We start from the raw sequence: 23,309 nt of genomic DNA on the forward strand, positions 1-23,309 counted from the left end.
GGTCTCCTGACGGGAGGTCACCGGCCCTGCGTCTACGGCCCGACGGTATCGGCCGTCGGGCGCAGGCCGAGCGCGAAACGCTGCTCCGGGACGACCGGCCCCTGCTGGAAGCCGAGCTGGGCGGCGTACAGATCCTCGGGCACGCCCCGCACGACGACCTCGGCCGACCCGGGACGCCCGGCGGCGTCGAACTCGACGAAGATCCCGGGCGGCTGGCCGACGATCGAGAACGTCCGTGCGGCGACCCGTTCCATGGCGAACGCGGGCTCCCCGTCCAGCGTGACCACGAGCCGGCCCTCCTCCGGGCGGCACTCGGCGTGCGCGTCGCGGGCGAGGCCGGCGAGCCCGCCGCCCTTGCCGAACAGCGGCATCAGCTGGGCGGGCATCGAGAACGCGCACCGGAACGGGGCCAGCGCCTCGGCCGTGCGCTCGGACACCGGCAGCGGCGGGCGGAAGGCCGAGATCCCGTCGCCGCGCCTGGCCGCCACGAAATCGGATGGAAAGAGTCCCAGCACGAAGTCGTTCACCTGCACGTCGATCACCAGGTGCACGCGGGTGATGTCGCTGTCGTTGCGCAGCCAGTGCGGGCGCGCGAAGTCGCCCCACCACAGCTCGCCGGGACGCCAGCGCATGCGCTCTCCGTCGATGACCATCACGACGTCGTCGTGGGTGACGATCGGCACGTGCAGCCGGAGCGAGCCGAACAGGAAGTTGGACCCCGCGTCGTTGTGCTCGCCGATGTCGGACCCCGCCGGAAGCGTCAGCAGCCGGACGAGCAGCTTCGGGCAGTCCAGCTCGGCGAGGATCGCCCGGAGGTAGGGCGCGTGCTCCAGTGCCGGTGCCGGCGCGTGGTGGTACAGGTGAGGATGCTGCGTGCCCGGCCTGTCGCCGCCCTGCTCGTACAGGGTCAGGCCCGTCCAGTCACCGTCGTGGTACGGGCCGGGCTGGGGCGCCTGAGGAAGGGAGCGCAGGCTTTCGAGGTCGCGCTGGAGCAGGGCCGGATCGTAGTCACGGCCGAGCCGTGCCGAGATCATGGAAAGATCATCTCCTTGGCTGTGGTGGGTGGGGCCGCCGGGGCGCCGCAGAGCGCCGTCGCGGCCCGCGTCACGGCGTCGGCGGTGACGCCGTACACGCGCAGCAGGTCCTCGTGGCCGCCGACGTGCTCGCAGAAACGATCACGAATGCCGACGCGCCGCAGCGGCGCGGGGGACAGCTCGGCGAGCGCCTCGGCGACCGCGCCGCCCAGGCCGCCGATGACGTTGTGCTCCTCGACGGTGACGAGCCCGCGGGTCTGTGCGGCGGCCGCGACGACCGCCTCCAGGTCGAGCGGCTTGATCGTCGCCATGTCCAGGACGCGGGCGCCGATGCCGGCGGCGGCCAGCCGGTCGTGCGCGGCGAGCGCGGCCATCAGCGGATGCGGGCCGCAGGCCAGCAGCGCGACGTCGTCGCCCGCGCGCAGCCGCGCCGCGCGCCCGAGGACGAAGCGCGCCCCGGGCTCGTGCACCGGCGGGGTGGGCTTGCGCCCCAGCCGCAGGTAGCTCGGCCCCGGCAGCGCCGCGACGGCCGCGACGGCCTGCTCGGCGGCGGCGGCGTCGGCGGGGACGACGACGGTCATGTTCGGCAGCGCGCGCATCACGGCGAGGTCTTCGAGCGCCTGGTGCGTCGCGCCGAAGTGCCCGCCCGACAGCCCCGAGTGGCTGGCCGCGATGTGCACCGGCAGGTCGTTGTAGGCGATGTCCACCTTGACCTGCTCGCCGGCCCGCAGCGCGGCGAACGAGGCCATGGTGTTGACGAACGGGATCTTGCCGCTCGCCGCGAGCGCCGCCGCCACGCTCATCAGGTTCGCCTCGGCGATGCCCAGGTCCACGTACTGGCCCGGGTGGCTGCGGGCGAACCCGCCGGCCAGCCCGCCCATGTCGGAGTCGCAGCACCAGACGCGCGGGTCGCGCCCGGCGAGCTCGGTGAGGGCGCGGCGGAAGGCCTCCCTCGTGCCGGCGCCCCGCCGCGCCTGCTGCTCCTCGTCCCGTTCCGCGCGTTCGGCGGTGTCGGCCGTCATCGGACGCCTCCCTGTCCCGGGCCGTCGCCGAGTTCGGCGAGCGCCCGCCGGTGGAGCCTCGGGGTGAGCACGCAGTAGTGGCTCTTGTCGCGGTTCTCCAGGAACGCCACGCCCCGGCCTTTCACGGTCTCGGCGAGAACGACCTTGGGCCGGCCCTCGGCGGGGCCTTCGGTGAGCGCGGTGCGCAGCGCGCCGAGGTCGTGGCCGTCCACCTCCGCGACCCGCCAGCCGAACGCCGCCCAGCGGTCGGCGAGCGGCGCGGTGCCGGAGCGGGCGTCGGTGCCTCCGTTGATCTGGAGCCGGTTGCGGTCGACGATCGCGACCAGGTTGTCCAGGCCGAGGAACGCGGCGGAGCCGGCCGCCTCCCACACGCTGCCCTCCTGGAGCTCGCCGTCGCCGAGCAGCACGAACACCCGGTTGGCGCGTCCGTCGCGCCGGGCGGCGAGCGCGAGGCCCACGCCCAGGGACAGGCCGTGGCCCAGCGATCCGGTGGGGAACTCCACTCCCGGCACGGCGCGGGTGGGATGGCCGCCGAGGCGCCCTCCCGCCCGCGCGTAGGTGGCGAGCTCGGCTTCGGCGATGAAGCCCCGTTCGGCCAGGGCCGCGTACAGGCCCGCCGCCGCGTGTCCTTTGCTGAGCACGAAGTGATCGCGGCCGGGCCAGCGTGGTTCCTCGGGGCGTACCCGCAGCACGGCACGGTAGAGGACGGCCAGGATGTCGGCCGACGACAGCGCCCCGCCGATGTGCGCGCCCTCCGGGTTCGCGGCCATGTCGATGATGCGGCGGCGGATGCGGTGCGCGCTCGCCGCGAGCTCGACAAGCCCGGTGGTCGCAATGTCGGTGGTCACTGTTCGGTCTCCTCGTTCTCGGCCAGCACGCGGTCGAGCTCGGCGGCGAGCACCGCCACATGCGGCGGGCGCATCATCGAGTAGTGGTCGCCCGGCACGTCCCGGATCACCAGGCCGCCACCCGCCAACGGCTCCCACCGCGGCAGCGGCCCGGTCTCCAGCGGCTCCTCACACGCGCGGAACGCGACGATCGGGCCCGCGAACGGGGTCAGCGAGTGGGCGCGGACGGCCCGCACCCCGGCGTCGAACGTGGCGAGCAGGCGCTCGATCTGCCCCTCGGCGGTGTCGGGCGGCAGGACGTCGGCGGCGACGGCCGCCGCGAGCACGGCCCGGCCGAGTTCGGCGCCCTCGTGGTCGCGCAGGCCGGCCGGATCGATCTCCAGCGTGCGTCCGGCCGAACGGCCGAGCTCCCAGGCGAACCAGGCGGCGATGTCGGCCGCGCCGGCCTCCTCGAACCCGTTGTCCAGGTTCGGCGGGCCCCCGTCGAGCACGGTCAGCGATCCGATCCGTTCGCCCTCGGCCCGCAGGCGCTGCGCCACGGCGAACGCGCTCACGCTGCCCAGGCAGTATCCGGCGAGTCGGTACGGGCCGTGCGCCTGCACGTCACGGATCGCCGCGACGTACCGGGTGACGGCCTCGTCCAAGTCGGTGATGGCCTGCTGTCCCGGGTCGAGTCCGGCCGCCTGCAACCCGTACACCGGAAGGTCGCCGGGCAGGTGGCGGGCCAGATCGACGTAGCTCAGCACGTTGCCGACCGCGGGCGGCAGGCAGAACACCGGTGGCCGCGTGCCGGTCGCGCGGATCGGCACGATGGGAGACCAGACCCGCGGTGCCGTGGCCGTGCGCGCGGCCCGCAGCTCACCCGCGAGCCGCTCGATCGTGGCGCCACCGGAGAACATGATCGAGACCGGCAGCTCCCGGCCGTGCCGGGCCGCGATCCTGCCCAGCATGCGGATCACCAGCAGCGAGTCTCCGCCCAGCGAGAAGAAGTCGTCGGTGACCCCGATCGGGCCGCCGCCGAGCAGTTCCTCCCAGAGCACGACCAGCTCCAGCTCCAGTCCGTCCCGGGCCGCGACCGAGCCCGCGTCGCGCACGGCCGCTCCGGCGGGTTCGGGGAGCGCCGAACGGTCGGCCTTGCCGTTGGCCGACAGCGGGATGCGGTCGAGCCAGACGAAGAGGGCGGGCACCATGTACTCGGGAAGCCGGCGCGCGAGGCGCTCGCGCAGCTCGGCGGCGGGCAGCCGCTCCTGCTCCCCGACCACGTAGCCGACGAGCCGCTCGCCGCGCGCGACCACGACCACGTCCCGCACCTCCTCCTGGTCCCGGATCGCCGCCTCGATCTCACCGAGCTCGATGCGGAAACCGCGCAGCTTGATCTGGTGGTCGAGCCGCCCCAGGAACTCGATCGCCCCGTCCGGCCGCCACCGCGCCAGGTCACCGGTGCGGTAGAGGGTGCGGCCCCACGGCGCGTCCGGACCGGCGAACGGGTCGGGCACGAAGCGTTCCGCGGTGAGCTCGGGCCGGTTCACGTACCCGTCGGCGACCTGCACGCCGCCGATGTACAGCTCGCCCGCCACCCCGATCGGCACGGGCTCGCGGTGGTGGTCCAGCACGTACAGCCGGGTGTTGTCGATCGGGCGGCCGATCGGCACGGTCGCGCCCCGGTCGCCGGGGTCGCACGGCCAGTGGCTCACGTCGATCGCGGCCTCGGTCGGTCCGTAGAGGTTGTGGAGCGAGCTCGTGGTGCCGGTCTCGTAGAACCGCCGGGCCAGTTCGGCCGGGAGCGCCTCACCGCTGCAGATGACGCGGCGCAGCCCCCGGCAGGCCGCGAGGTCGGCCGCCTCCAGGAAGACTTGGAGCATGGAGGGCACGAAGTGCAGGGTGGTCACCCGCTCCGCGCGGATCAGCCCGGCCAGGTGGGCCGGATCGCGATGGCCTCCGGGTTCGGCGAGCACGAGCCGGGCGCCGGTCATCAGCGGCCACAGGAACTCCCAGACCGAGACGTCGAAGCTGCAGGGCGTCTTCTGCAGGACGGCGTCCGTGGCGTCGAGCCCGAACGTCCGCTGCATCCAGACCAGCCGGTTGACGAGGGCCCGGTGGTTGTTGACCACGCCCTTCGGCTTGCCGGTCGATCCGGAGGTGTAGATGACGTACGCGGCGTCGGTGGGACGCGCCTCACGAGCCGCCGGAACCGCCGAGGCCACCCCGGCGCGGACGGTGTCGAGGTCGAGCACGATCGAGGCGTCCGACGGCACGCTCGCGCGGGCCGGGCCGTGGGTCAGCACGATGTCCACGGCGGCGTCGGTGAGCATGAACGACAGCCGTTCGGCCGGGTATTCGAGGTCGAGCGGCACGTAGGCCGCTCCGGCCTCCAGGACGCCCAGCAGCCCGGCCACCAGCTCGACCGAACGTTCCAGGCACAGCCCGACGCGCGTTCCAGGCCCGGCGCCGTGCTCGCGCAGCAGCCCCGCGACCTGGCCGACGCGGTCGTACAGCTCCGCGTAGGTGAGCCGCCGGTCGCCGTGCACGAGCGCCGTCGCCGCCGGTGTGGCCGCGACCTGGCGTCTGACCAGTTCGTGGACGCGGACGTCGTCCGGGAACTCGGCGGCCGTGTCGTTCCACTCCTCCAGCAGCGTGCGGCGCTCGCCGGGAGGCAGCAGCGGCAGCTCGTCGACGGGCCTGCCCGGGTCCAGCGCCGCCGCCGTCAGCAGCGTGCGGTAGTGCCCGAGGAAGCGGTCGATCCAGCCGGGGCCGAAGAGATCCGCCCGGTACTCGACGGCGATCTCCAGTTCCTCGCCGTCGCGCGTGACCGAGACGTTCAGGTCGTACTTGACCTCGCCGCGGTACGGCTCCAGCGGCTCGATCCGCAGCGGCCCGCGCGGGATCGGCGACGGCGTGTTGTCGACGGTGAACATGACCTGGAAGATCGGTGTCTCCGCAGCCGTCCGGCCGGGCCGCACCGCCGCCACGATGTGCTCGAACGACAGCCGCTGGTGCTCGTACGCGCCGAGCGTCCGCGCCCGGACCTGGGCCAGCAGCTCGCGGAACGCCGGAGCCCCCGACAGGTCGGCGCGCTGCGGCAGCGTGTTGATGAAGCAGCCGATGAGCGGCTCCAGTTCGGGCCGCGACCGCCCCGCGATCGGGCTGCCGACGACCACGTCAGTCGTGCCCGCGTACCGGCCCACGAGCACCTGGAACGCGGCCAGCATCGTCATGTAGAGCGTCGCGCCCTCCAGGGCCGACAGCTCCTCCAGATCGTCGGCGAGCGTGGCCGGCAGCCGCCGCGTGACGATCGCCCCGGCACCGGACGAGCGCCGGGCGCGCGGGAACTCGGTCGGCAGGTCGAGCAGCTCGGGCGCGCCCGCGAGCTCCTCGCGCCAGTAGGCGACGTCGGCGGCCAGCGACTCGGGGCCGAGGTGCTCGCGCTGCCAGGCCGCGAAGTCGCCGTACTGGATCGGCAGGCCGGGCAGGGTGCCGTCGCCCGCGTACAGCGCGTTCAGGTCACGGAACAGCACGCCCAGCGACCAGCCGTCCATGACCGTGTGGTGCGCCGCGATCAGCAGCACGTGCGAGTCCGGCGCGCGCAGCAGTGCGGCGCGCAGCAGCGGCCCGCGTTCCAGGTCGAACGCCGTGGTCGCGTCGGCGGCGACCGCCGCGCGCACCTCGTCCTCGCCGCCGACCTCGCGCACCGGCAGCGGCACCTCGAACGGTTCGCCGATGACCTGCACCGGTTCGCCGCCGACCTCGCGGAAGGTGGTCCGCAGCGACTCGTGCCGTGCGACGAGCGCGGTGAGCGCGCGCCGCAGCGCCGCCACGTCCAGCTCGCCGCGCAGCCGGACGGCCACCGGCACGTTGTAGGCCGGGCTTCCCGGCCGCAGCCGGTCGAGGAACCAGAGCCGCCGCTGAGCGAACGAGGCGGGCAGGGTGACCGCCCCCGTCTCCACGCTGCTCATCGGCCGCCCCCGCGCTCGGCCCGCCCGATGGGACCGGCGGGATCGCCGGACGGCACGGCCTCACCGGCCTCCGCCGCCGCGACCGCCGCCGTGACGGTCGCGGCGATCCCCTCGACCGTGGGCGCCTCGAAGATCGCGCGCAGCGGCGGCGTGACGCCGAAGGCGGCGGCGAGCCGGGCGACGAGCCGCATCGCGAGCAGCGAATGCCCGCCGAGCACGAAGAAGTCGTCGTGCGCGCCCACCCGGTCGCGCCGCAGCAGCTCGGCCGTGATCGACGCGACCGTGCGCTCGGTCTCGGTGCGCGGCGCCACGTACGCCGCCGCCACGGGGCCGTCGATCTCCTCCGGGGGAGGCAGCGCACGCCAGTCGACCTTGCCGTTGGCCGTCAGCGGCAGCTCGTCCACGAACACGAACGAGCCCGGTACCAGCTCAGCCGGGAGACGTTTACCCAGGTAGCCGCGTAGCTGGGCCTCGGTCGCCTGCGTCCGGCCTGGGGCGACCAGGTACGCGACGAGCCGTCGGGTGCCCGCCGCGTCCGGAGCGGCCGTCACGGCGGCCCGGTCGATGACCGGATGGCGGGTGATGGTGGCGGCCACCTCGTCGGGTTCGATCCGGACGCCGCGGATCTTCACCTGGCGGTCGGCGCGGCCGAGGATGTCCAGCAGCCCGCCGGGGCGGAACCGGCCGAGGTCGCCGGTGGCGTAGAGCAGGTCGTCCGGGTCTCCGGTGGCCGGGTTGACCCGCCAGGCGGGCGACTCCGGCTGGTTGGCGTAACCCAGGCTCCGGTACGGCGTGCGCAGCACGATCTCACCGACCTCGCCGACGCCGCACGCGACCCCGGCGGAGTTGAGCACGAGCGCCTGACCGCCCGGGATCGGGGTGCCGACCGGCTGGACGCCGGGGTGGCAGTCGTCCGGGACGAGGTGGGCGAGCTTGGCGAGGGTCGTCTCCGTGGGGCCGTACAGGTTGACCACGGTGCCGCCGCCGGTCGCGGCGCGCCAGGCACCGGCGAGCTCGCCGGTGAGGGGTTCGCCCGCGAAGAACGTCACGCGCAGCGCCGCGTTCTCGCCCTGCCGCTCGGCCAGCCACGCGTCGGCGAGGGCCGGCACGGTGTGGACGACGGTGACGCGCCGTTCCTCCAGCCAGGCGAGGCATCGTGCGGGCGGCAGGTCGTCCCCGCCCTCGGGCACGCACAACGTCGCGCCGCTGGTGAGCGGCAGCAGGACGTCGCGCAGCACCACGTCGAACGACAATCCCGTCAGATGGGCGCAGCGGTCGTCCGGGCCGACGCCGAACGTGTCGCGCTGCCAGCGCAGGAAGTGCGTCAGCCCGTCGCGGCGGCCGAGCACGGCCTTCGGTGTTCCGGTCGTGCCCGAGGTGAAGAACAGGTAGGCGGCCTCCGGGTCACCGGCCGTGGAGGCGGGGCCGCCGGACTGCTCGGAGGTCGCGGCGCCGGTCTCCGGGCCGACCCGTACCACGGTGAGGCCGTCGGTCCCGACCTGCGGGTCGTCGTCGCCGGCGATCACCAGGCAGGACGCTCCGGACTCGGTGAGCATCAGCTGCCTGCGCAGCCGCGGCAGGCGCGGGTCGAGCGTGAGCAGCACGCCGCCGCCGGTCAGCACCGCGGCCATCGCGGCGACGAGGCCGGGACTGCGCCGTCCGGTGACGGCGACGACCGCCCGACCCCCGGGAAGGAGATCGCGGAGCGCGCGGACACGTTCCCAGAAATCGGCGTAACTCCAGGAAAGGGCGCCGCACTCCACGGCCGTGTGGCCCGGGGTCGTCCGCACCCACTCCTCGATCAGCTCGGTGACCGGCGGCTGCGCGTCGCGGGCGAGCGGCATCGCCGGGTCGGGCAGCACGGCCGAGGTCGCGGGCGTGACCAGCGAGCACGCCGCGATCGGCGCGTCCGGCTCGGCGGTGCAGTGGTCGAGGAGATGGACGAGCTGGCCGAGCATCCCGGAGACTCGTTCTGCGCTGAAACGCGCGGTCTGGAAGAGGGCGTCCAGGCCGAGGCCGTCCTCGTTCTCCCGCACGTAGACGGTGAACGGCAACTTCGACGGCGGGTCATCGAGGTCGAGCGTCTCCACCTCCAGATCACCGAGGCCGGACGGGAGCGGCACCGTCGAGGTCTGGTTGATGAGCACCTGGTAGATCGGCGTGTGCGTGGTGCTGCGGTCGGGCTGCACGGCCTCGACGACCTGCTCGAACGGCACGTCGCCGTGCGCGAACGCGTCCATCGCGGCGCTACGGACCCGTGCGAGCAGAGCCCGCAGGCCCGGCCCGCCGGACAGGTCGACGCGCAGCGCCACCGTGTTGAGGAAGTAGCCGACGAGCGACTGCAGCTCGGGCCGCGTCCGTCCCGCGACCGGCGCGCCCACCACCACGTCCTCGGTCCCGGCGAGACGGCCCAGCAGGGCACCGAACGCCGCCGTGAGCACCATGAACGGCGTGGCGTTCGAGGACGCGGCCAGCCCGCGCACGCGGGCGGTCAGCTCCGGACCCAGTTCGGTGGACACCAGCGCCCCGGCGAACGGGCCGCCGCCGGACGCGTCGCCGTCGTGCGGGAGGTCCAGGACCGAGGGCGCACCCGCCAGGTGGTCCCGCCAGTAGGACAGGTCCGCTTCCAGCTCTTCCGCCGGGCGCGAGCGCTGCCATTCGGCGTAGTCGGAGTACTGGAGGGGCAGAGCGGGCACCTCAGGCTCGCGTCCCGCCACGTACGCGCGGTAGTGCTCGTCCAGTTCCTGGAGCAGCACGCCGTACGACCAGCCGTCGATGACCGCGTGATGCGCGACGAGCAGGAGCACGTGCCGGTCGGCCGCCTCGGCGAGCAGTACGCAGCGCAGCAACGGCCCCTCGGCCAGGTCGAACGGGGCGAACGACTCGCGGGAGATCCAGCCCGGCACGTCCGCCCGGTCCTCGGGGGCGGCGTGTTCCAGCCGTACGGCCGATTCCGCCGCTACGACCTGCACGGGCTCGCCGTCGACCTCCCGCAGCGTGGTGCGCAGGACCTCGTGGCGGCGCACCACGGCCTGAAGCGCGCGGTCGAGCGCCCGCACGTCGAGCGGTCCGCGCAACCGCAGCGCGACCGGGACGTTGTACGCCGAGCCGCCGGGGTCGAGCCGCTCCAGGAACCAGAGGCGGCGCTGGGCGTACGAGGCGGGCGCGGGACCGGTCCGCGGGCGGGCGCGCAGGCCGCCGGAGGTGCCCGCCGCCCTGTCCTGGAGCGAGTCGAGGAGCCGTTCCCGCTCGTCCGGCGACAGGCGGGCGGGGCCTGAGAGTGCGTCGGTCATCTGCTTTCCTTCGTTAGGAGGGCGAGCATCGCGTCCTCGACCACGACGGCCAGCCCGGCGATCGTCGGGTTCTCGAAGACCGCGCGGACCGGCACGTCGACGCCGAACTCCCGCTGGATCTCCCAGCCGAGGCGGACGCCGAGCAGGGAGTGGCCGCCCAGCGCGAAGAAGCCGTCGTGCACGCCGACCCGGTCCAGGCCGAGCAGCCGGCACCAGATCCCGGCGAGCGTGCGCTCGCGGCGGTTGCGCGGTTCGACGAGCTCGCCGGTGACGGCGAGGTGCGCGGCGGCCGGCTCGGGCAGCGCCCGGCGGTCGATCTTCCCGCTGGCGTTCAGCGGGAACTCGGCCAGCGCGACGAACGCGGCGGGCACCATGTATTCGGGGAGCCGTTCGGCCAGGTGGGCGCGCAGGGCGGCGGGCTCGGGCGCAGCGGCCGGGTCGGCGGGCACGAGGTAGCCGGCGAGCCGCCGCTGACCGGCGCTGTCCGACCAGAGCGCCACGGCCGCCTCGATGACGCCCGGATGCCCGCGCAGCACGGACTCGACCTCGCCGAGCTCCACGCGGAAGCCGCGCAGCTTCACCTGGTCGTCGATCCGGCCGAGGAAGTCCAGGCGCCCGTCGGGCAGCCGCCGGACCAGGTCGCCGGTGCGGTAGAGCCGTTCCGCCGGATCGTCGTGGAACGGGTCGCGGACGAACCGCTCGGCCGTCAGCTCGGGGCGGCCGAGGTAGCCGCGGGCGAGACCGGCGCCGCCGATGTACAGCTCGCCCGGCACGCCGACCGGCACGAGCCGCCCCTCGGCGTCGAGCACGTGGGCCCGCATGTTCGGCATGGGACGGCCGATCGGAGGCGAGGTGTCCCAGCCGCTGCCCGAGCACTCCTCGACGATCACGGTGACGGTGCCCTCGGTCGGCCCGTACCCGTTGAAGAACCGCCGCCCCGGCACCGACCACCGGTTGACCAGGCCGCCGGAGAACGCCTCGCCGCCCACGAACGCGATCCGCAGCGCCGGGAAGGCGTCACCGGGCAGCAGCGCCATCACCGACGGCGGCATGTCCATGACGGTGATCTCCTTCTCCCGCATGAACGCCGTCAGGTCCGTGACCGACAGCAGCGTCTCCTGCCGCGCCAGGCAGAGCCGGGCGCCGCAGGTGAGCGCGCTGAAGATCTCGAAGACCGACACGTCGAAGCCGAGCGAGGCGAACTGCAGCACGTTGTCGTGCGGCCCCATCGCGAACAGCCCGTGGACGGTCGTGACGAAGTTGCAGACCGAGCGGTGCTCGATCATCACGCCTTTGGGACGGCCCGTGGACCCCGAGGTGTAGATGACGTACGCGAGGTCGTGCGGTGCGTTCACGCTCGCGGGCCGGGTGGCCGGACGTCCCGCGATCTCACCACCGCCGGCGTCGCCGTCGAGCTCGATCAGGGGAACGGCCGCGGCGGCGAGGGCCGGCCGCAGCTCCCGCTGGGTGAGGACGAGCCGAAGGCCGGCGTCCTCGGTGATGAACGCGAGCCGGCCCGGCGGGTTGGCCGGGTCGAGCGGGACGTAACCGCCGCCCGCCTTGAGCACGGCCAGCACGGCGACGACCATCTCGGGGGAGCGGCGGAGGCACACGCCGACCCGGTCCTCCGGGCCGATCCCGAGGGCGCGCAGGTGATGGGCGAGCCGGTTGGCGCGATCGTCGAGCTCGCGGTAGGTCAGCTCGGCCTCGTCCTCGAACACCAGCGCCGCCGCGTCCGGGGTCGCGTCCACCTGGCGCTCGACGAGCTCGTGGATCGCCACGTCGTCCGGGAACGGGGACGCGGTCCGGTTCCAGTCGTGCACCAGCCGCCGCCGCTCCTCGTCGCCGAGGACGGCCAGCTCGCCGACCGGACGGTCGGGCTCGGCGAGCGCGCCGGACAGCAGCGTCGCGAAGCCGGCGAGCAGCCGGTCGACGCTCTTCTCGGCGAACAGCTCGGTCCGGTACTCGGCGCACACGCGCAGCCCGCCGCCGACCGAGGTGATCGAGATGCCGAGGTCGCCGTCGCGCGTGCTCCCGAAGTCGACCTCGGTCACCCGGGCGCGCACGCCGGCGAACGCGAACTCCGCGTCGTGGGCGTCCTCGAACGCGAACAGGACCTGGTAGACCGGGGCGCGCCCGGCCGGTCGGTCCGGGCGCAGCGCCGTGACGATCTCGCTGAACGGGACGTCCTGGTGCTCGTGCGCCGCCTGCTGAGCCGCGCGCACCCGGCCCAGCAGCTCGCGGAACGTCGGTGCGCCGGACAGGTCGGTGCGCAGCGGAAGCGGGTTGATGAAGCACCCGATCAGCCCCTCCAGCTCCGGCCGCGTCCGTCCGGCGACCGGGCATCCGACGACGATGTCCTCCGCGCCGGTGTAGCGCGACAGCAGCACGTTGAACGCGGCGAACAGCGCGGTGAACGTGGTGGTGCCCTGGGCGCGGGCGAACGCCGCGAGCCGCGCGGCCCGTTCCGCGTCGAGCGTGATGACGCGGCGGGCCCCGGCGTTCGTGGGGTTGGCGGTGGCGGTGCGGTCGGTGGGCAGGTCGAGCGTCTGAGGTGCGCCGGCGAGCGTCTTCGTCCAGAACTCCAGCCCGGGTTCCAGGCTCTCCGGCGTCACCTGCCCGCGTTCCCAGACGGCGACGTCCGCGGGCTGCACCGGCAGGTCCGGCAGGTCCGGCTCGGCTCCGCGCACGCGCGCGTCGTAGATCTCGCCGAGCTCGCGGCAGAAGACGCCGAGGGACCAGCCGTCGAAGACGACGTGATGGACCACGACCAGCAGCCGGTGGTCCTCGGGACCGCGCCGCAGCAGCGTCGCGCACAGCGGCGGGCCGGTCGTGAGGTCGAACGGGCGGCGCGACTCGGCCGTGATCCACGCGTCGGCGTCGCCGAGCTCCGCCTCGTCCAGCACCGGCAGCGGGAGAGCTCCCGGCGGATCACCGATCGCCTGTCCCGGTTCGCCGCCGGTCACCGGGAAACCGGTGCGCAGCGCCTCGTGCCGCGCCACCAGCGTGCCGAGCGCGGCGCGCAGCACCTCCGGATCGAGCGGCCCGGACAGGTCGATCGTGAACGGCACGTTGTAGGCGATGCCGGTGCTGTCGATCCGGTCGAGCAGCCACAGCTGCCGTTGGGCGATGCCGAGGGGCAGGTGTCCGGTGCGCGGCGCGGGCGCGATGGGCCGTTCGTCCGTGTGCTCCGCTCGTTCGACCAGGCGGGCCAGCTCACGGACCGTCGGTGCGGCGAGGATCGCGGACGCCGGAAGCCTCGCCGCGTACCGCCTGCGCAGGCGCGCCGTGAGACGGGTCGCCGACAGCGAGTCGCCGCCGAGCGAGTAGAAGTCGTCGAGCGCGCCGACCCGCGCGGTGCCGAGCGTCTCCGCCCAGAGCCCGGCCAGCTCGGTCTCGATCCCGGGACGCGGCTCGACGTACTCCCCGAGCCCGATGCCGGGGGCGGGAAGCGCGCGGCGGTCGACCTTGCCGTGCGGAGTCAGCGGCAGCGCGGGCAGCACGACGAACGCGGCCGGGACCATGTAGCCGGGCAGCCGGTCCGCCAGCCGGCCGCGCAGGTCGTCGAGCCCGCCGCCGCCGGACGGCACGACGTAGCCGACGAGGCGCCGCTGCCCGGGCGAGTCCTCGCGCAGGGCGACGGCGGCTTCGGCGACGCCCGGGTGCTCGCCCATGGTCGCCTCGATCTCGCCCGGTTCGATGCGCAGGCCGCGCAGTTTCACCTGGTCGTCGATGCGGCCGAGGAAACTGAGGGTGCCGTCCGGCCGCCGGGCCGCCAGGTCGCCGGTCCGGTAGAGGCGCCCGGGACCGAACGGGTCGGGCACGAACCGTTCCCGGGTGAGCTCGGGCCGGTTGAGATAGCCGAGAGCCAGCCCGGCACCGCCGACGTGAAGCTCACCGGGCACGCCCACGGGCACCGGCCGCAGGCGTTCGTCCAGCACGTGGGCGTACGTGCCCGCGATGGGCCGGCCGATCGGCGGCTCGGGGCGCTCGTCGTCCGCCGTCGCGGCGGGTACGGCGATCGCGGTCGAAACGACGGAGTTCTCGGTCGGCCCGTAGTGGTTGACCAGTGTGAACGGCAGGCCGGGAGGCGGGCGCCGGTGCAGGGTGTCGCCGCCGGTCAGCAGAACGCGGAGCGCGCAGTCGCGGGGCCACGCCTCCTCCAGGGCGACCTCGGCGAGCGGCGTCGGCAGGAACGCCACGGTGATCCGCTCTTCGGTGAGCCAGCGGATCAGCACGGTCGGGTCCGCCGTGGCCGCCTCGTCGGCGAGATGCAGCGCGGCGCCCGAGGCGAGCGTCGGCCAGATCTCCCACACCGAGGCGTCGAACGCCACGCTGGCGAGCTGCGGCGTCCGGTCGCCGGGGGCGAGGCGGTAGGTGTCGCGATGCCACTGGACGAGGTTGTCCAGCCCGGCGGCCGGGATCTCGACGCCCTTGGGCCGTCCGGTCGAGCCCGAGGTGTAGATGACGTAGACACGGTCGCCCGGATCGGTGCCGGAGGGCGAGGGCGGCGGGGTGGCCGGAAGGCGGCTGATCTGCGCCTCGGCGGTGTCGAGCTCGACGCGGACGGTTTCGGTCGCGGGAAGCCGGTCCCTCAGTGCGGTCTGCGTGAGAACGACCGACGGCGAGGCGTCGGCCAGAACGAACTCCACGCGCGCCCGGGGATAGTCCGGGTCGATGGGCAGATAGGCGGCTCCGGCCTTGAGGGCGGCCAGCATCCCGACCACCATCTCGGGAGAACGCGTCGTGAACAGCGCGACCAGGTCTCCGCGTCCGGTGCCCGACTCCAGCAGACGGCGTGCCAGCCGGTTCGCCCGTTCGTCCAGCTCGCGGTACGTGACGGTCGTGCCGCCCGCCACGAGCGCGATCGCCTCCGGGGCGCGGGCGGCGTGCCGGGCGATCTGCTCGTGCACCGGGACGAACGGGCGTTCGGCGCGCGGAGCGCCGCGGGCGTGGCCGAGGGCCGTGCGCAGCTCGTCGTCGGAGAGGATCGGCAGGTCGCCCACCACTGCGTCGGGGGCCTTCGCCATCGCTTCGAGGAGAGTGCCGAGACTCGACACGAGCCGCTCGGCGCCCTCGGCGTCGATGAAGAGGTCGGCCCGGTGGTCGGCCGTGACCGTATGCTCGCGCTCGTCGAAGACCAGCACCAGGTCGGCCTCGGGCACGGGACCGCCCGCGAGCGCGAAGCCCACGGTGGGCGTATCCGTGCCGCGCGGCTCCGGGGGCTCGCCCGCGTCGAGCCGTTCGGCCAGCGAGGCGAACGAGTCGAGCACGCCGCGTTCAGGGTCGTAACGGAAGCGGAGCGCGCGAGCGGGCGCGTCGGTGAGGGAGACCCGGAGGACGATGTCGGTGGCCGCAGAGTAGCGCGCGAGCAGCACCTCAACCGCCGCGAGCACCGACGTGACGGGAGCGACGCCTTCCGGCCCCGGTGGCAGCCGGCACATCACGCGGGCGCGGCGGGTCGTGGCCCCCGGCCACCGCACCAGGCTTCTCGGCAGGGGCACCCCGCGGGGCGTGTCGGTCATCGCAGTACCTTCCCGGCCTGCTCGGCCTCGTCGGCCTGCTCCTCCTCACCCGGCGCCGGCGGCATCTCGCGCAGCGACCTGATGGGGGAGAAGACGATCCAGAGCGCGGCGGCGAACGTCCCCGCCGCGCCGACGAACAGCGTGGGGTGCAGGCCGATGGCGCCGCCGAGCACACCGCCGAGCAGCGAGCCGACCGGCACCGTCCCCCAGGCCACGAACCGGTAGCTGGCGTTCATCCGGCCGAGCATCGCGGGCGGCGTGAGGGTCTGGCGCAGGCTGACCACATGGATGTTGGCGAGCGTCGTGCCCGCGCCGCCGATGAAGAACGAGACGACCAGCAGCGCGAACACCACCGGCTCGGGACCGAACGTGAACGGCACGATCAGCGGCGCCGCGCATCCGGCCAGCATGGACAGGCTGACGGTGGTGCCGAGGCCGAGCCGCCCGGAGAGGCGGCTCGCCGCCATCGAGCCGAGCAGCGCGCCCACGGCGCCGCCGCCGAGCACGAGCCCGATCTGACCGGCGGTCATGTGCAGCTCGCGCGTCGCGTACAGCAGGAAGGCCGTCTCCATGACGAGCCAGAACATGTTGTAGGTCCCGGCCTCCAGCACGCACGGGCGCAGCCAGCGGTTGCCGAACGTGAAGCGCAGCCCCTCGCGGATGTCGCGCATCACCGGCCGCCGACCGGTGCCGTCGCGCTCCGGAGGCCGTTCCTTGGTACGGATCGCCAGCAGGCTTCCGGCGGAGAGCAGGAACGACACCGCGTCCACCACCAGTGTGACCGGCGCCGTGAGCAGGCCGACCAGCGCGCCGCCGAGCGCCGGGCCGCCGACCTGGGCCGCCGAGGCGCTCAGCTGCAGCTTGCCGTTCCCCTCCACCAGCTCGTCCGTGGTCACCAGCGACGGCAGGTACGCCTGGTAGGTCACCTCGAACAGCACGGTCAGGGCGCCGAGCACGAGCGCGGCGGCCACCAGGTAGGTCATGTCGAGGCGGTCGAAGGCGTGCAGCAGCGGGATGGTGCCGAGCACCGCCGCGCGGCCGAGCGAGCTCACCACCATCAGCGGCCTGCGCCGCCGCCGGTCGATGAGCACGCCGACGAACAGCGTGAGCACCAGGAACGGAAGGTAGGAGGCGGCGTTGAGCACGCCCATCTCGAAGGGGGAGGCGTCCAGGGTCAGCACCGCGGTCAGCGGCAGGGCGAGCAGCGTGACCTGGCTGCCGAACTGGGAGATGGTCTCGCCGCTCCAGAACTTGACGTAGTCGGCGTTGCGCCACAGGCTCGCGCCGCCCGGGCTCATTCGCCCCAGTCCTCTTCGATCTCGGGTGCGAGGGCCACGAGCACGGGCTCCACGGTCACGATCTCCAGCTCACTGCGGCAGTCACCGCACTCCACGATCTCGCTCAGCCGGGGAGCATCGGGCAGGGTCACCGAACCGTCGCACTCAGGGCAGCTGATCACGGTCTCTCCTCGTCGCCGTCCCGCGGCCTCGTCGCCGCGGCGTCCGTCCCGGAGAGCCTCGCCCGGGGAGGCCGCCCGCCACATCCGAGCGGGGCTGACGTCGCCGTGGCCTTGAGGAGTACGGGCGCGTCCACAGGGAGGACGGCGGGGTAATGCTCGTGATGACGGAGCCGTAATGATCACGTTGCCGGGTGAGCGGGAACCTCCGTTAATGAGGAACCGTCTCAAGGGAAAGGGCGCTGGAAAAGGCTTGGCCGACCGGGCCGCGAAAGCATCTTGACAAAGCTCAGAACTCGGGCATAGCTTCCGGGTTGGATCGCGCGACCCAGGCTCCCCGCCGACGTGGAACCGTCGCTGTCGTTGGGCCCGCGATGGGGCGACATTACCCAAATGGGGGCCTGTAGTAATGCCAGTGAAAGTACTGGTCTGCGATCAACTTCCGATCATCCGCGACGGACTGCGCACCGCACTCGATGCCGAATCCGACATCACCGTGATCGACACCACCGACAGCGCCATCCACGCGATCATGCTGGTCCGCCGGCACCGGCCGAACGTCGTCATCACCGGCCTGCACCTCAAGGGCATGCCGGGGCTGGAGATGATCAGACGGCTGGCCGCCGAGGACCTCCAGCCACCGCCGCGGTTCGTGGTCTTCGCCATGAGCGACAGCGACGAGATCATCGACGATGTGCTGAAGGCCGACGTCAACGGGCTGCTGGTCAAGGACTCCACCGGCGAGGAACTGGGCTCCGCCGTCCGCGCGGCCGCCCGCGGCCAGACCATCGTCGCTCCCCAGGTGGCGCAGCGGCTCGTCGACTGGTTCCGGTGCCGTGCGCCGGTGCGGCGCGAGGAACGGCTCGGCTCGGCCCTGGCGGGGCTCACGCCGCGCGAACGCCAGGTGCTGGAGCTGGTGGCCCGCGGCCTGTCCGCCGCCGAGGTCGCCGCCGAGCTCGTCATCGGCGTGACGACCGTGCGAACCCATCTCTACCGGCTGCGTCACAAGCTCAATGTGCGAGATCGTGCCCAGCTCGTCTCGTTCGCCTATCGCGCCGGTCTCATGCCGATCCAGGACGGCCCGGATCTGCCGGATCTGGCGGAACGGCCGACCGGCTGATTGCCGATCCGGGCAGGACGATCCAGATATGAAACGCGCAATCACGTTACCGTACTGATATATGTACCTATCCCCGCCAGACAATACTTTATTGCGGCTGGTTGCCGTGTTCGCGGCTGGGTGGTCCGCCCGGTGGCGGTGGCACCGGGCGGACCCGTCGGTGGTCTCTAGTAGTGGGAGTATTCGGCTGCTTCGAAGTTGTGCCGCTCGTCGCCGCGCAGCGGCGGGTTGAACACGCTGACCAGTTCCATGTCGCCCTCGGGGTCGGCGCGCAGGAGATGCTCGTCGTGGTCGTCGAGCGCGTAGATGACCCCCGGTTCGAGGTCGAACTTGGTGCCGTCGCTGCTGATCACCTGGCCGCGGCCGGAGATGCAGTAGCAGGCCTCCAGGTGCCGGAGGTAGTGCAGCGGCGACTCCGAGCCCGCACGGACGACCGTGTGGGCCACGGTGAAGCCCATGTTGTCGGCCTCGGTGAGGAACCGGTAGCTGAGCCCGTTGCCCCACTCGACGGCCGTCAGCTCGCTTCTCGCACGTACGATCATGTCAATCCCCTTCCGGTCGCGCGGTGGCCACTGTCATGCCTCCTCGGATGTTCGTGAGGCCGGTGCTGCCAAGGTCCGCCGACCGGCGTCTCCGCGCCGTCGTCGCGGCGTGGTCGCGCCGTGGACTTGATGTCACAGAGCCGTGCGCGGACGCCTATGGTCACGGGCGGCGCGGTGACGCAGGCGGCCGGGATCGCCATCCTGATCATCACCGTGCCGCCGGCCTGGCCGCGGCCCACGCTGGTGACCCGGCGCCGTAGGGATGATCGAGTTTGCGCCGATTGGTTTCGTCCCATTCACAGTGACCATTAATTGTCGTCCCATTTATGGCGAGTGTGGTGGCCTGGTCCGGTCGCCGGCATCGCGGACGTCGTGTCGAGAGCGGTATGACCTGCGGATCGCTCGATGAACAGGGGTCAGGAAGAGCGATGCGTGCGCATTTAATTTAATCAATGCGGTACGATTTGCCGGGTGTGTGCCGATCCCGGGCGTTCGGTACGGCCATTCCCGTCTGACGCGGAACTGGTCGGCCGGCTACGCCAGAAGGACGAAGACGCCTTCGCTCTCATCGTGGACGAGTGGTCGGGCGGCATCCTCCGTCTGGCGCGGTCCATCGTGTCCACCGGCGAGTCGGCGACCGAGGTCGTCCAGGACACGTGGCTCGCCGTGATCCGGGGGGTCGGGTCCTTCGAGGGCCGCTCCTCCCTCAAGACGTGGGTGTACCGGATCGCGGTGAACGCCGCGAAACGCCGCGCCGCGCGCGAGGGCCGCGCCGTTCCGTGGAGCAGCCTGCCGCACCCGGACGACCTGGGGCCGACGGTCGACCCCTCCCGGTTCCGCGGCGCGGACGACCCGTATCCCGGCGACTGGTGGGCCTACCCCATGCAGTGGCCGTCCCCCGAACAGCAGGCGCTGAACAGCGAGATCCGCGACGTGGTGGCGGACGCCGTGGCGGCGCTGCCCGACCGCCAGCGGGTCGTGATCACGCTCCGGGACATCGAAGGACACGACTCGGACGAGGTGTGCGAGATCCTGGACATCTCGACGGGTAACCAGCGGGTGCTGCTGCACCGCGCCCGCGCCGTCGTCCGCCATAGGCTTGAGGACTATTTCGCCGGGGACGGCGAGTCGGGAAGACGGCCGCACAATGCCTGAGATGACCTGCCGCGAACTGGTCGAACTGATCACCGCTTATCTGGACGGCACCCTCGACCCGGACACCGAGCGGCGATTCACCGCCCACCTGGCGATGTGCGACGGCTGCGTGAACTATCTCGAGCAGATCCGCCAGGCCGTCGAGGCCGTGGGCGCGCTGCCCGTGGAGCGGCTGTCCGACGAGTCCAGGGACGGCCTGATGAAAATGTTCCGCGACTGGCAGGTTGCGACGTAACGCGACAGGGGCCGAACGACTCTGAACATCCGGCGACCCCTGGATGGCCGCCGCAGGCTCGTGCCCATCAGTCGTGGACGGTTCCGATGAATCGGATGAGTTGCCGGGAAGTGGTCGAACTGATCACCCTCCTGCTGGACGGCGCGCTCGACGATGTCGAGCACGCCGTCCTCGCCCATCTGGCGACGTGTGACGGCTGTGCGCGCTATCTCGATCAGTTTCGGCGGACCATCCGAGAACTCGGCGGCCTTCCGGCCGAGGGAATACCCGGCGAGGCCAAAGAAAACCTGCTTCAGGCGTTCCGTGACCAGCTCGCCTGGGACGAGCGCGGCGACCCCGATGATGATCTTCCCTGACGGCGTTCGCCTTCCAGGTCAGCCACGCTGATCCTTGGCTGGCCGGCCGGTCGCCGCCCCGGTTCGGAGGCCTTCGGCGATATCAACGAACGCTCCGACAAAGTTGTCACGATCTTGTAACGCCCTCCGTCGGTGTTGTCTCCATTAGAGATCCGTTCGACGCACACCCTGGGAGACAGACATGTTCATCGAGCCGGACCTCGGTCGATCCGAGCACGACCTCGCCGACACCGGAACGCCCGGCGACGCCGCGGCGGGCATCCGGCATCTGAGGCCGGTCGTCGACCGCGAGGGCGCGCTGAACGGCCTCGCCGCCGACGTCGGCGCACCCTCGACCGCGCAAGACGAGCTCCGATCCACCGGCCGGCTCACCCTCCTCGGCGGGTTCCGGCTGCTCGCCGGGAACGAACTGCTCCCGGTCAGCCTCACCGGCCAGCGGCTGGTCGCGCTCGCGGCCTGCCGCAAAGGTCCCGTCAGCCGGACGCAGGTCGCCCATCTGCTCTGGCCGGACACGACGAGCGAACGCGCCCACGCCAACCTGCGCACCGCGGTGTACCGGCTGGAGCACAGCTGCCCGGGCCTGGTGGAGACCACGAACTCGCACCTGTGGCTGGCTCCCGGCCTCCAGGTGGACGTCACGCACGTCGACCACCTCGCCAAGCGGATCCTCGCCACCAGCGGGCCGCTCGACAGCGAGCTCATCGAAGCGGCCCTGCACGCCAACCTCACCGACGACCTGCTGCCCGACTGGTGCGACGAATGGCTGGAGGAGTACCAGAGCCGGCACCGGCAGCTGCGGCTGACCACCCTGGAGACGCTGGCGCACCGGCTCTCCATCACCGGCCACCACGGAGCGGCGGTGAACACCGCGCTGGCCGCCGTGCACGCGGACGCGTTCCGCGACAGCGCCCACCAGACGCTGGTCCGCGCGTGCCTGGCCCAGGGCAACCGGCACGAGGCGTTCACGCACTTCTCCGCCTACCGGCGCGTCTTCCGCGACGAACTCGGCGTCGAGCCGACCGAGACGTTCGGCGAGCTCGTCCAGAGCGTCCGGACCGCCGTGTGACGCCGGGCGCACGCCGCCGCGACGCCTGCCGTCACAGGCTGGGAACGCGGACATTCCCGGCAGCGCGAGGCCGGCCCGCCGAGCCCCGCCGCGACAACGAACTGGAAAGCGGGTGAGTGAGATGACCGATCTGCTCGACACCTCCGGCTCTCCGCCGACCGCACCCCTCGGGCGGCAGGTTCCGCCCCTGCTCGAGACGCACGCGATGTGGACCGACGAGATGGTCGCGATGGCCGGAATCCCGGTGCACGACATGCCGTTCGTCAGCGTCGGCGGCGGCATGGGTTCGTTCATCATGGCGGACTACCTGCGCGTCGCAGGCGGCGTGCCCACCTCGGGTCTGCGGGTGCTCTCCAACCTCGACGCTCCATGGCAGACCTACGAGTACCTGACGCGGGTCTCGCAACTGCCGCGCGCCAAGAGGATCCGCTCCGACTCGTCCTCCCGGCCGGACAACCTGTGGGGATTCCCCTCGTACGCGTGGTCGGAGGCGATGCGGGGCCCGACGCTCAAGCCGCTGCTGCAGGTACTGCTCGAACCGGTGTTCGCCGACTTCTACACCCCGGTGCTGGACAACGTGCTGCGCGGCCTCGAACGCGAGGCCCACCGGATCCGGTACTGGGACATGCTGGTGCGAGGCGAGGTGCGCCTCGTTCGCAGGCGTATCGGCGGCGGCTACTTCGTGCTGCTGTGGCCGTACCGGCGCGAGGGGGAGGAGGCCGGCGGGCCGGACGAGCACATCGCGTTCCGCGCCCGGGACGTGCACCTCGCGGTCGGCTACCCGGGCCTGCGTTTCCTGCCGGACATGCAGCTCTTCCGCGAGCGGTTCAACGACTTCCACCACGTGGTGAACGGCTACGAGGACCACGAGCACGTCTACCACGCCCTCCGCACCCGTCCGGGCACCGTGCTGGTCCGGGGCGGCGGCGTGGTCACGTCCGCCGTGCTGCACCGGCTCATCACCGAACGGCTGCGGCTGGGCACCCAGACCCGGATCGTGCACCTGTTCCGCAGCTACTACGACGGCAACCACGGGCCGCACCCGTGGGCGCGCCGCCGGGGCCGCGACGGGTTCGCCTACCAGGGCTTCAACTACCCCAAGTCGACGTGGGGCGGCCAGGTGAAGGCGCGCATGCGCCGCCTGGAGGGAGGCGACCGGGCCCGCCTGTACGACCAGATCGGCGGAACCACGACGCCGTACCGCCGTCACTGGCAGCGGGCCCTGCGGGAGGCGCGGCGCGGCGGCTGGTACCGCGCCCTCAACGCGACCATCGCCGAGCTGAGGCTCGACGGCACCGGGGTGGTGGCGACGACCCAGGCGCCGGAAGGCGAGCTGGACATCAAGGCCGACTACGTCATCGACTGCACCGGGCTGGTGGGCGACATCTCCGAACACCGGGTGCTGGACGACCTGCTGCGCAACGGCGGAGCCGGCCGCAACCCGCTGGGACGGCTGGACGTCGGCCGCGACTTCGCGGTCCGCGGCGCCGACAGCCCGCCGGGACGGTTGTACGCCACGGGCGCGGCGGCGTACGGGGGCTACTTCCCCGGCGTGGACACCTTCCTCGGGTTGCAGATCGCCGCCCAGGAGGTGACCGACGACGTCGCCGCCCGCGGATTCGGCACACGCATGAGCCCGGGCCGCTCGATCGCCCAGTGGCTGAAGTGGGTCACGGGCCGGCAGATCTGACCGGAAGGAGCAAG

15 protein-coding genes are annotated in these 23,309 nt (G+C 72.8%); 6 read left to right on the forward strand and 9 right to left on the reverse strand.

What is annotated here, in order from left to right:
* Nucleotides 1-32: 32 nt before the first annotated feature.
* From ABD333_RS06235 to ABD333_RS06270, 8 genes are read right to left on the reverse strand one after another with little or no spacing between them, the layout of a single operon-like run.
* Entirely contained in the window at nucleotides 33-1,034 is a 1,002-nt protein-coding gene (locus ABD333_RS06235; RefSeq protein ID WP_344538482.1) for an aspartyl/asparaginyl beta-hydroxylase domain-containing protein, read from the reverse strand.
* A complete protein-coding gene (locus ABD333_RS06240) occupies nucleotides 1,031-2,056 on the reverse strand; it encodes a transketolase family protein (RefSeq protein WP_344538483.1) in 1,026 nt (341 codons plus the stop codon). The genes ABD333_RS06235 and ABD333_RS06240 overlap by 4 nt, the downstream gene beginning before the upstream one ends.
* A complete protein-coding gene (locus ABD333_RS06245; RefSeq protein WP_344538484.1) occupies nucleotides 2,053-2,904 on the reverse strand; it encodes a transketolase in 852 nt (283 codons plus the stop codon). The genes ABD333_RS06240 and ABD333_RS06245 overlap by 4 nt, the downstream gene beginning before the upstream one ends.
* Complete coding sequence (locus ABD333_RS06250) at nucleotides 2,901-6,857, reverse strand: non-ribosomal peptide synthetase (protein WP_344538485.1); 3,957 nt, start codon at nucleotides 6,855-6,857, stop codon at nucleotides 2,901-2,903. Before ABD333_RS06250 ends, ABD333_RS06245 begins: the two co-directional genes overlap by 4 nt.
* Nucleotides 6,854-10,150, reverse strand: coding sequence for a non-ribosomal peptide synthetase (locus tag ABD333_RS06255; protein ID WP_344538486.1), 3,297 nt, complete (start codon nucleotides 10,148-10,150; stop codon nucleotides 6,854-6,856). Before ABD333_RS06255 ends, ABD333_RS06250 begins: the two co-directional genes overlap by 4 nt.
* Nucleotides 10,147-15,675, reverse strand: coding sequence for an amino acid adenylation domain-containing protein (locus ABD333_RS06260; RefSeq protein WP_344538488.1), 5,529 nt, complete (start codon nucleotides 15,673-15,675; stop codon nucleotides 10,147-10,149). The genes ABD333_RS06255 and ABD333_RS06260 overlap by 4 nt, the downstream gene beginning before the upstream one ends.
* Complete coding sequence (locus tag ABD333_RS06265) at nucleotides 15,672-16,973, reverse strand: MFS transporter (protein WP_344538490.1); 1,302 nt, start codon at nucleotides 16,971-16,973, stop codon at nucleotides 15,672-15,674. The genes ABD333_RS06260 and ABD333_RS06265 overlap by 4 nt, the downstream gene beginning before the upstream one ends.
* A complete protein-coding gene (locus tag ABD333_RS06270; protein ID WP_344538491.1) occupies nucleotides 16,970-17,134 on the reverse strand; it encodes a lysine biosynthesis protein LysW in 165 nt (54 codons plus the stop codon). The genes ABD333_RS06265 and ABD333_RS06270 overlap by 4 nt, the downstream gene beginning before the upstream one ends.
* Before the next feature lie 412 nt (nucleotides 17,135-17,546).
* Here ABD333_RS06270 and ABD333_RS06275 point away from each other — a divergent pair, with 412 nt between their 5' ends.
* Entirely contained in the window at nucleotides 17,547-18,251 is a 705-nt protein-coding gene (locus tag ABD333_RS06275; RefSeq protein ID WP_344538492.1) for a LuxR C-terminal-related transcriptional regulator, read from the forward strand.
* 167 nt (nucleotides 18,252-18,418) lie between these two features.
* Here ABD333_RS06275 and ABD333_RS06280 read toward each other — a convergent pair whose 3' ends face one another.
* Nucleotides 18,419-18,793 (reverse strand): ectoine synthase, encoded by a 375-nt coding sequence (locus ABD333_RS06280; RefSeq protein WP_344538494.1) that lies wholly within the window; start codon nucleotides 18,791-18,793, stop codon nucleotides 18,419-18,421.
* Between the two features lie 471 nt (nucleotides 18,794-19,264).
* Here ABD333_RS06280 and ABD333_RS06285 point away from each other — a divergent pair, with 471 nt between their 5' ends.
* The 5 genes from ABD333_RS06285 (at nucleotide 19,265) to ABD333_RS06305 (ending at nucleotide 23,295) form a co-directional block, all read left to right on the forward strand.
* Nucleotides 19,265-19,948: an RNA polymerase sigma factor gene (locus ABD333_RS06285; protein ID WP_344538496.1), complete on the forward strand. Its 684-nt coding sequence runs from the start codon at nucleotides 19,265-19,267 to the stop codon at nucleotides 19,946-19,948.
* Nucleotide 19,949: 1 nt separating this feature from the next.
* Entirely contained in the window at nucleotides 19,950-20,183 is a 234-nt protein-coding gene (locus ABD333_RS06290; protein ID WP_344538498.1) for an anti-sigma factor family protein, read from the forward strand.
* Between the two features lie 95 nt (nucleotides 20,184-20,278).
* A complete protein-coding gene (locus ABD333_RS06295; protein ID WP_344538500.1) occupies nucleotides 20,279-20,539 on the forward strand; it encodes an anti-sigma factor family protein in 261 nt (86 codons plus the stop codon).
* Nucleotides 20,540-20,720: 181 nt separating this feature from the next.
* Entirely contained in the window at nucleotides 20,721-21,605 is an 885-nt protein-coding gene (locus ABD333_RS06300) for an AfsR/SARP family transcriptional regulator (RefSeq protein ID WP_344538502.1), read from the forward strand.
* A gap of 121 nt (nucleotides 21,606-21,726) precedes the next feature.
* Nucleotides 21,727-23,295 (forward strand): FAD/NAD(P)-binding protein, encoded by a 1,569-nt coding sequence (locus tag ABD333_RS06305; protein WP_344538503.1) that lies wholly within the window; start codon nucleotides 21,727-21,729, stop codon nucleotides 23,293-23,295.
* The last annotated feature ends 14 nt before the right edge of the window (nucleotides 23,296-23,309 follow it).

Source organism: Actinomadura fulvescens, from assembly GCF_039533225.1.
In the GTDB taxonomy this organism is placed as follows: domain Bacteria; phylum Actinomycetota; class Actinomycetes; order Streptosporangiales; family Streptosporangiaceae; genus Spirillospora; species Spirillospora fulvescens.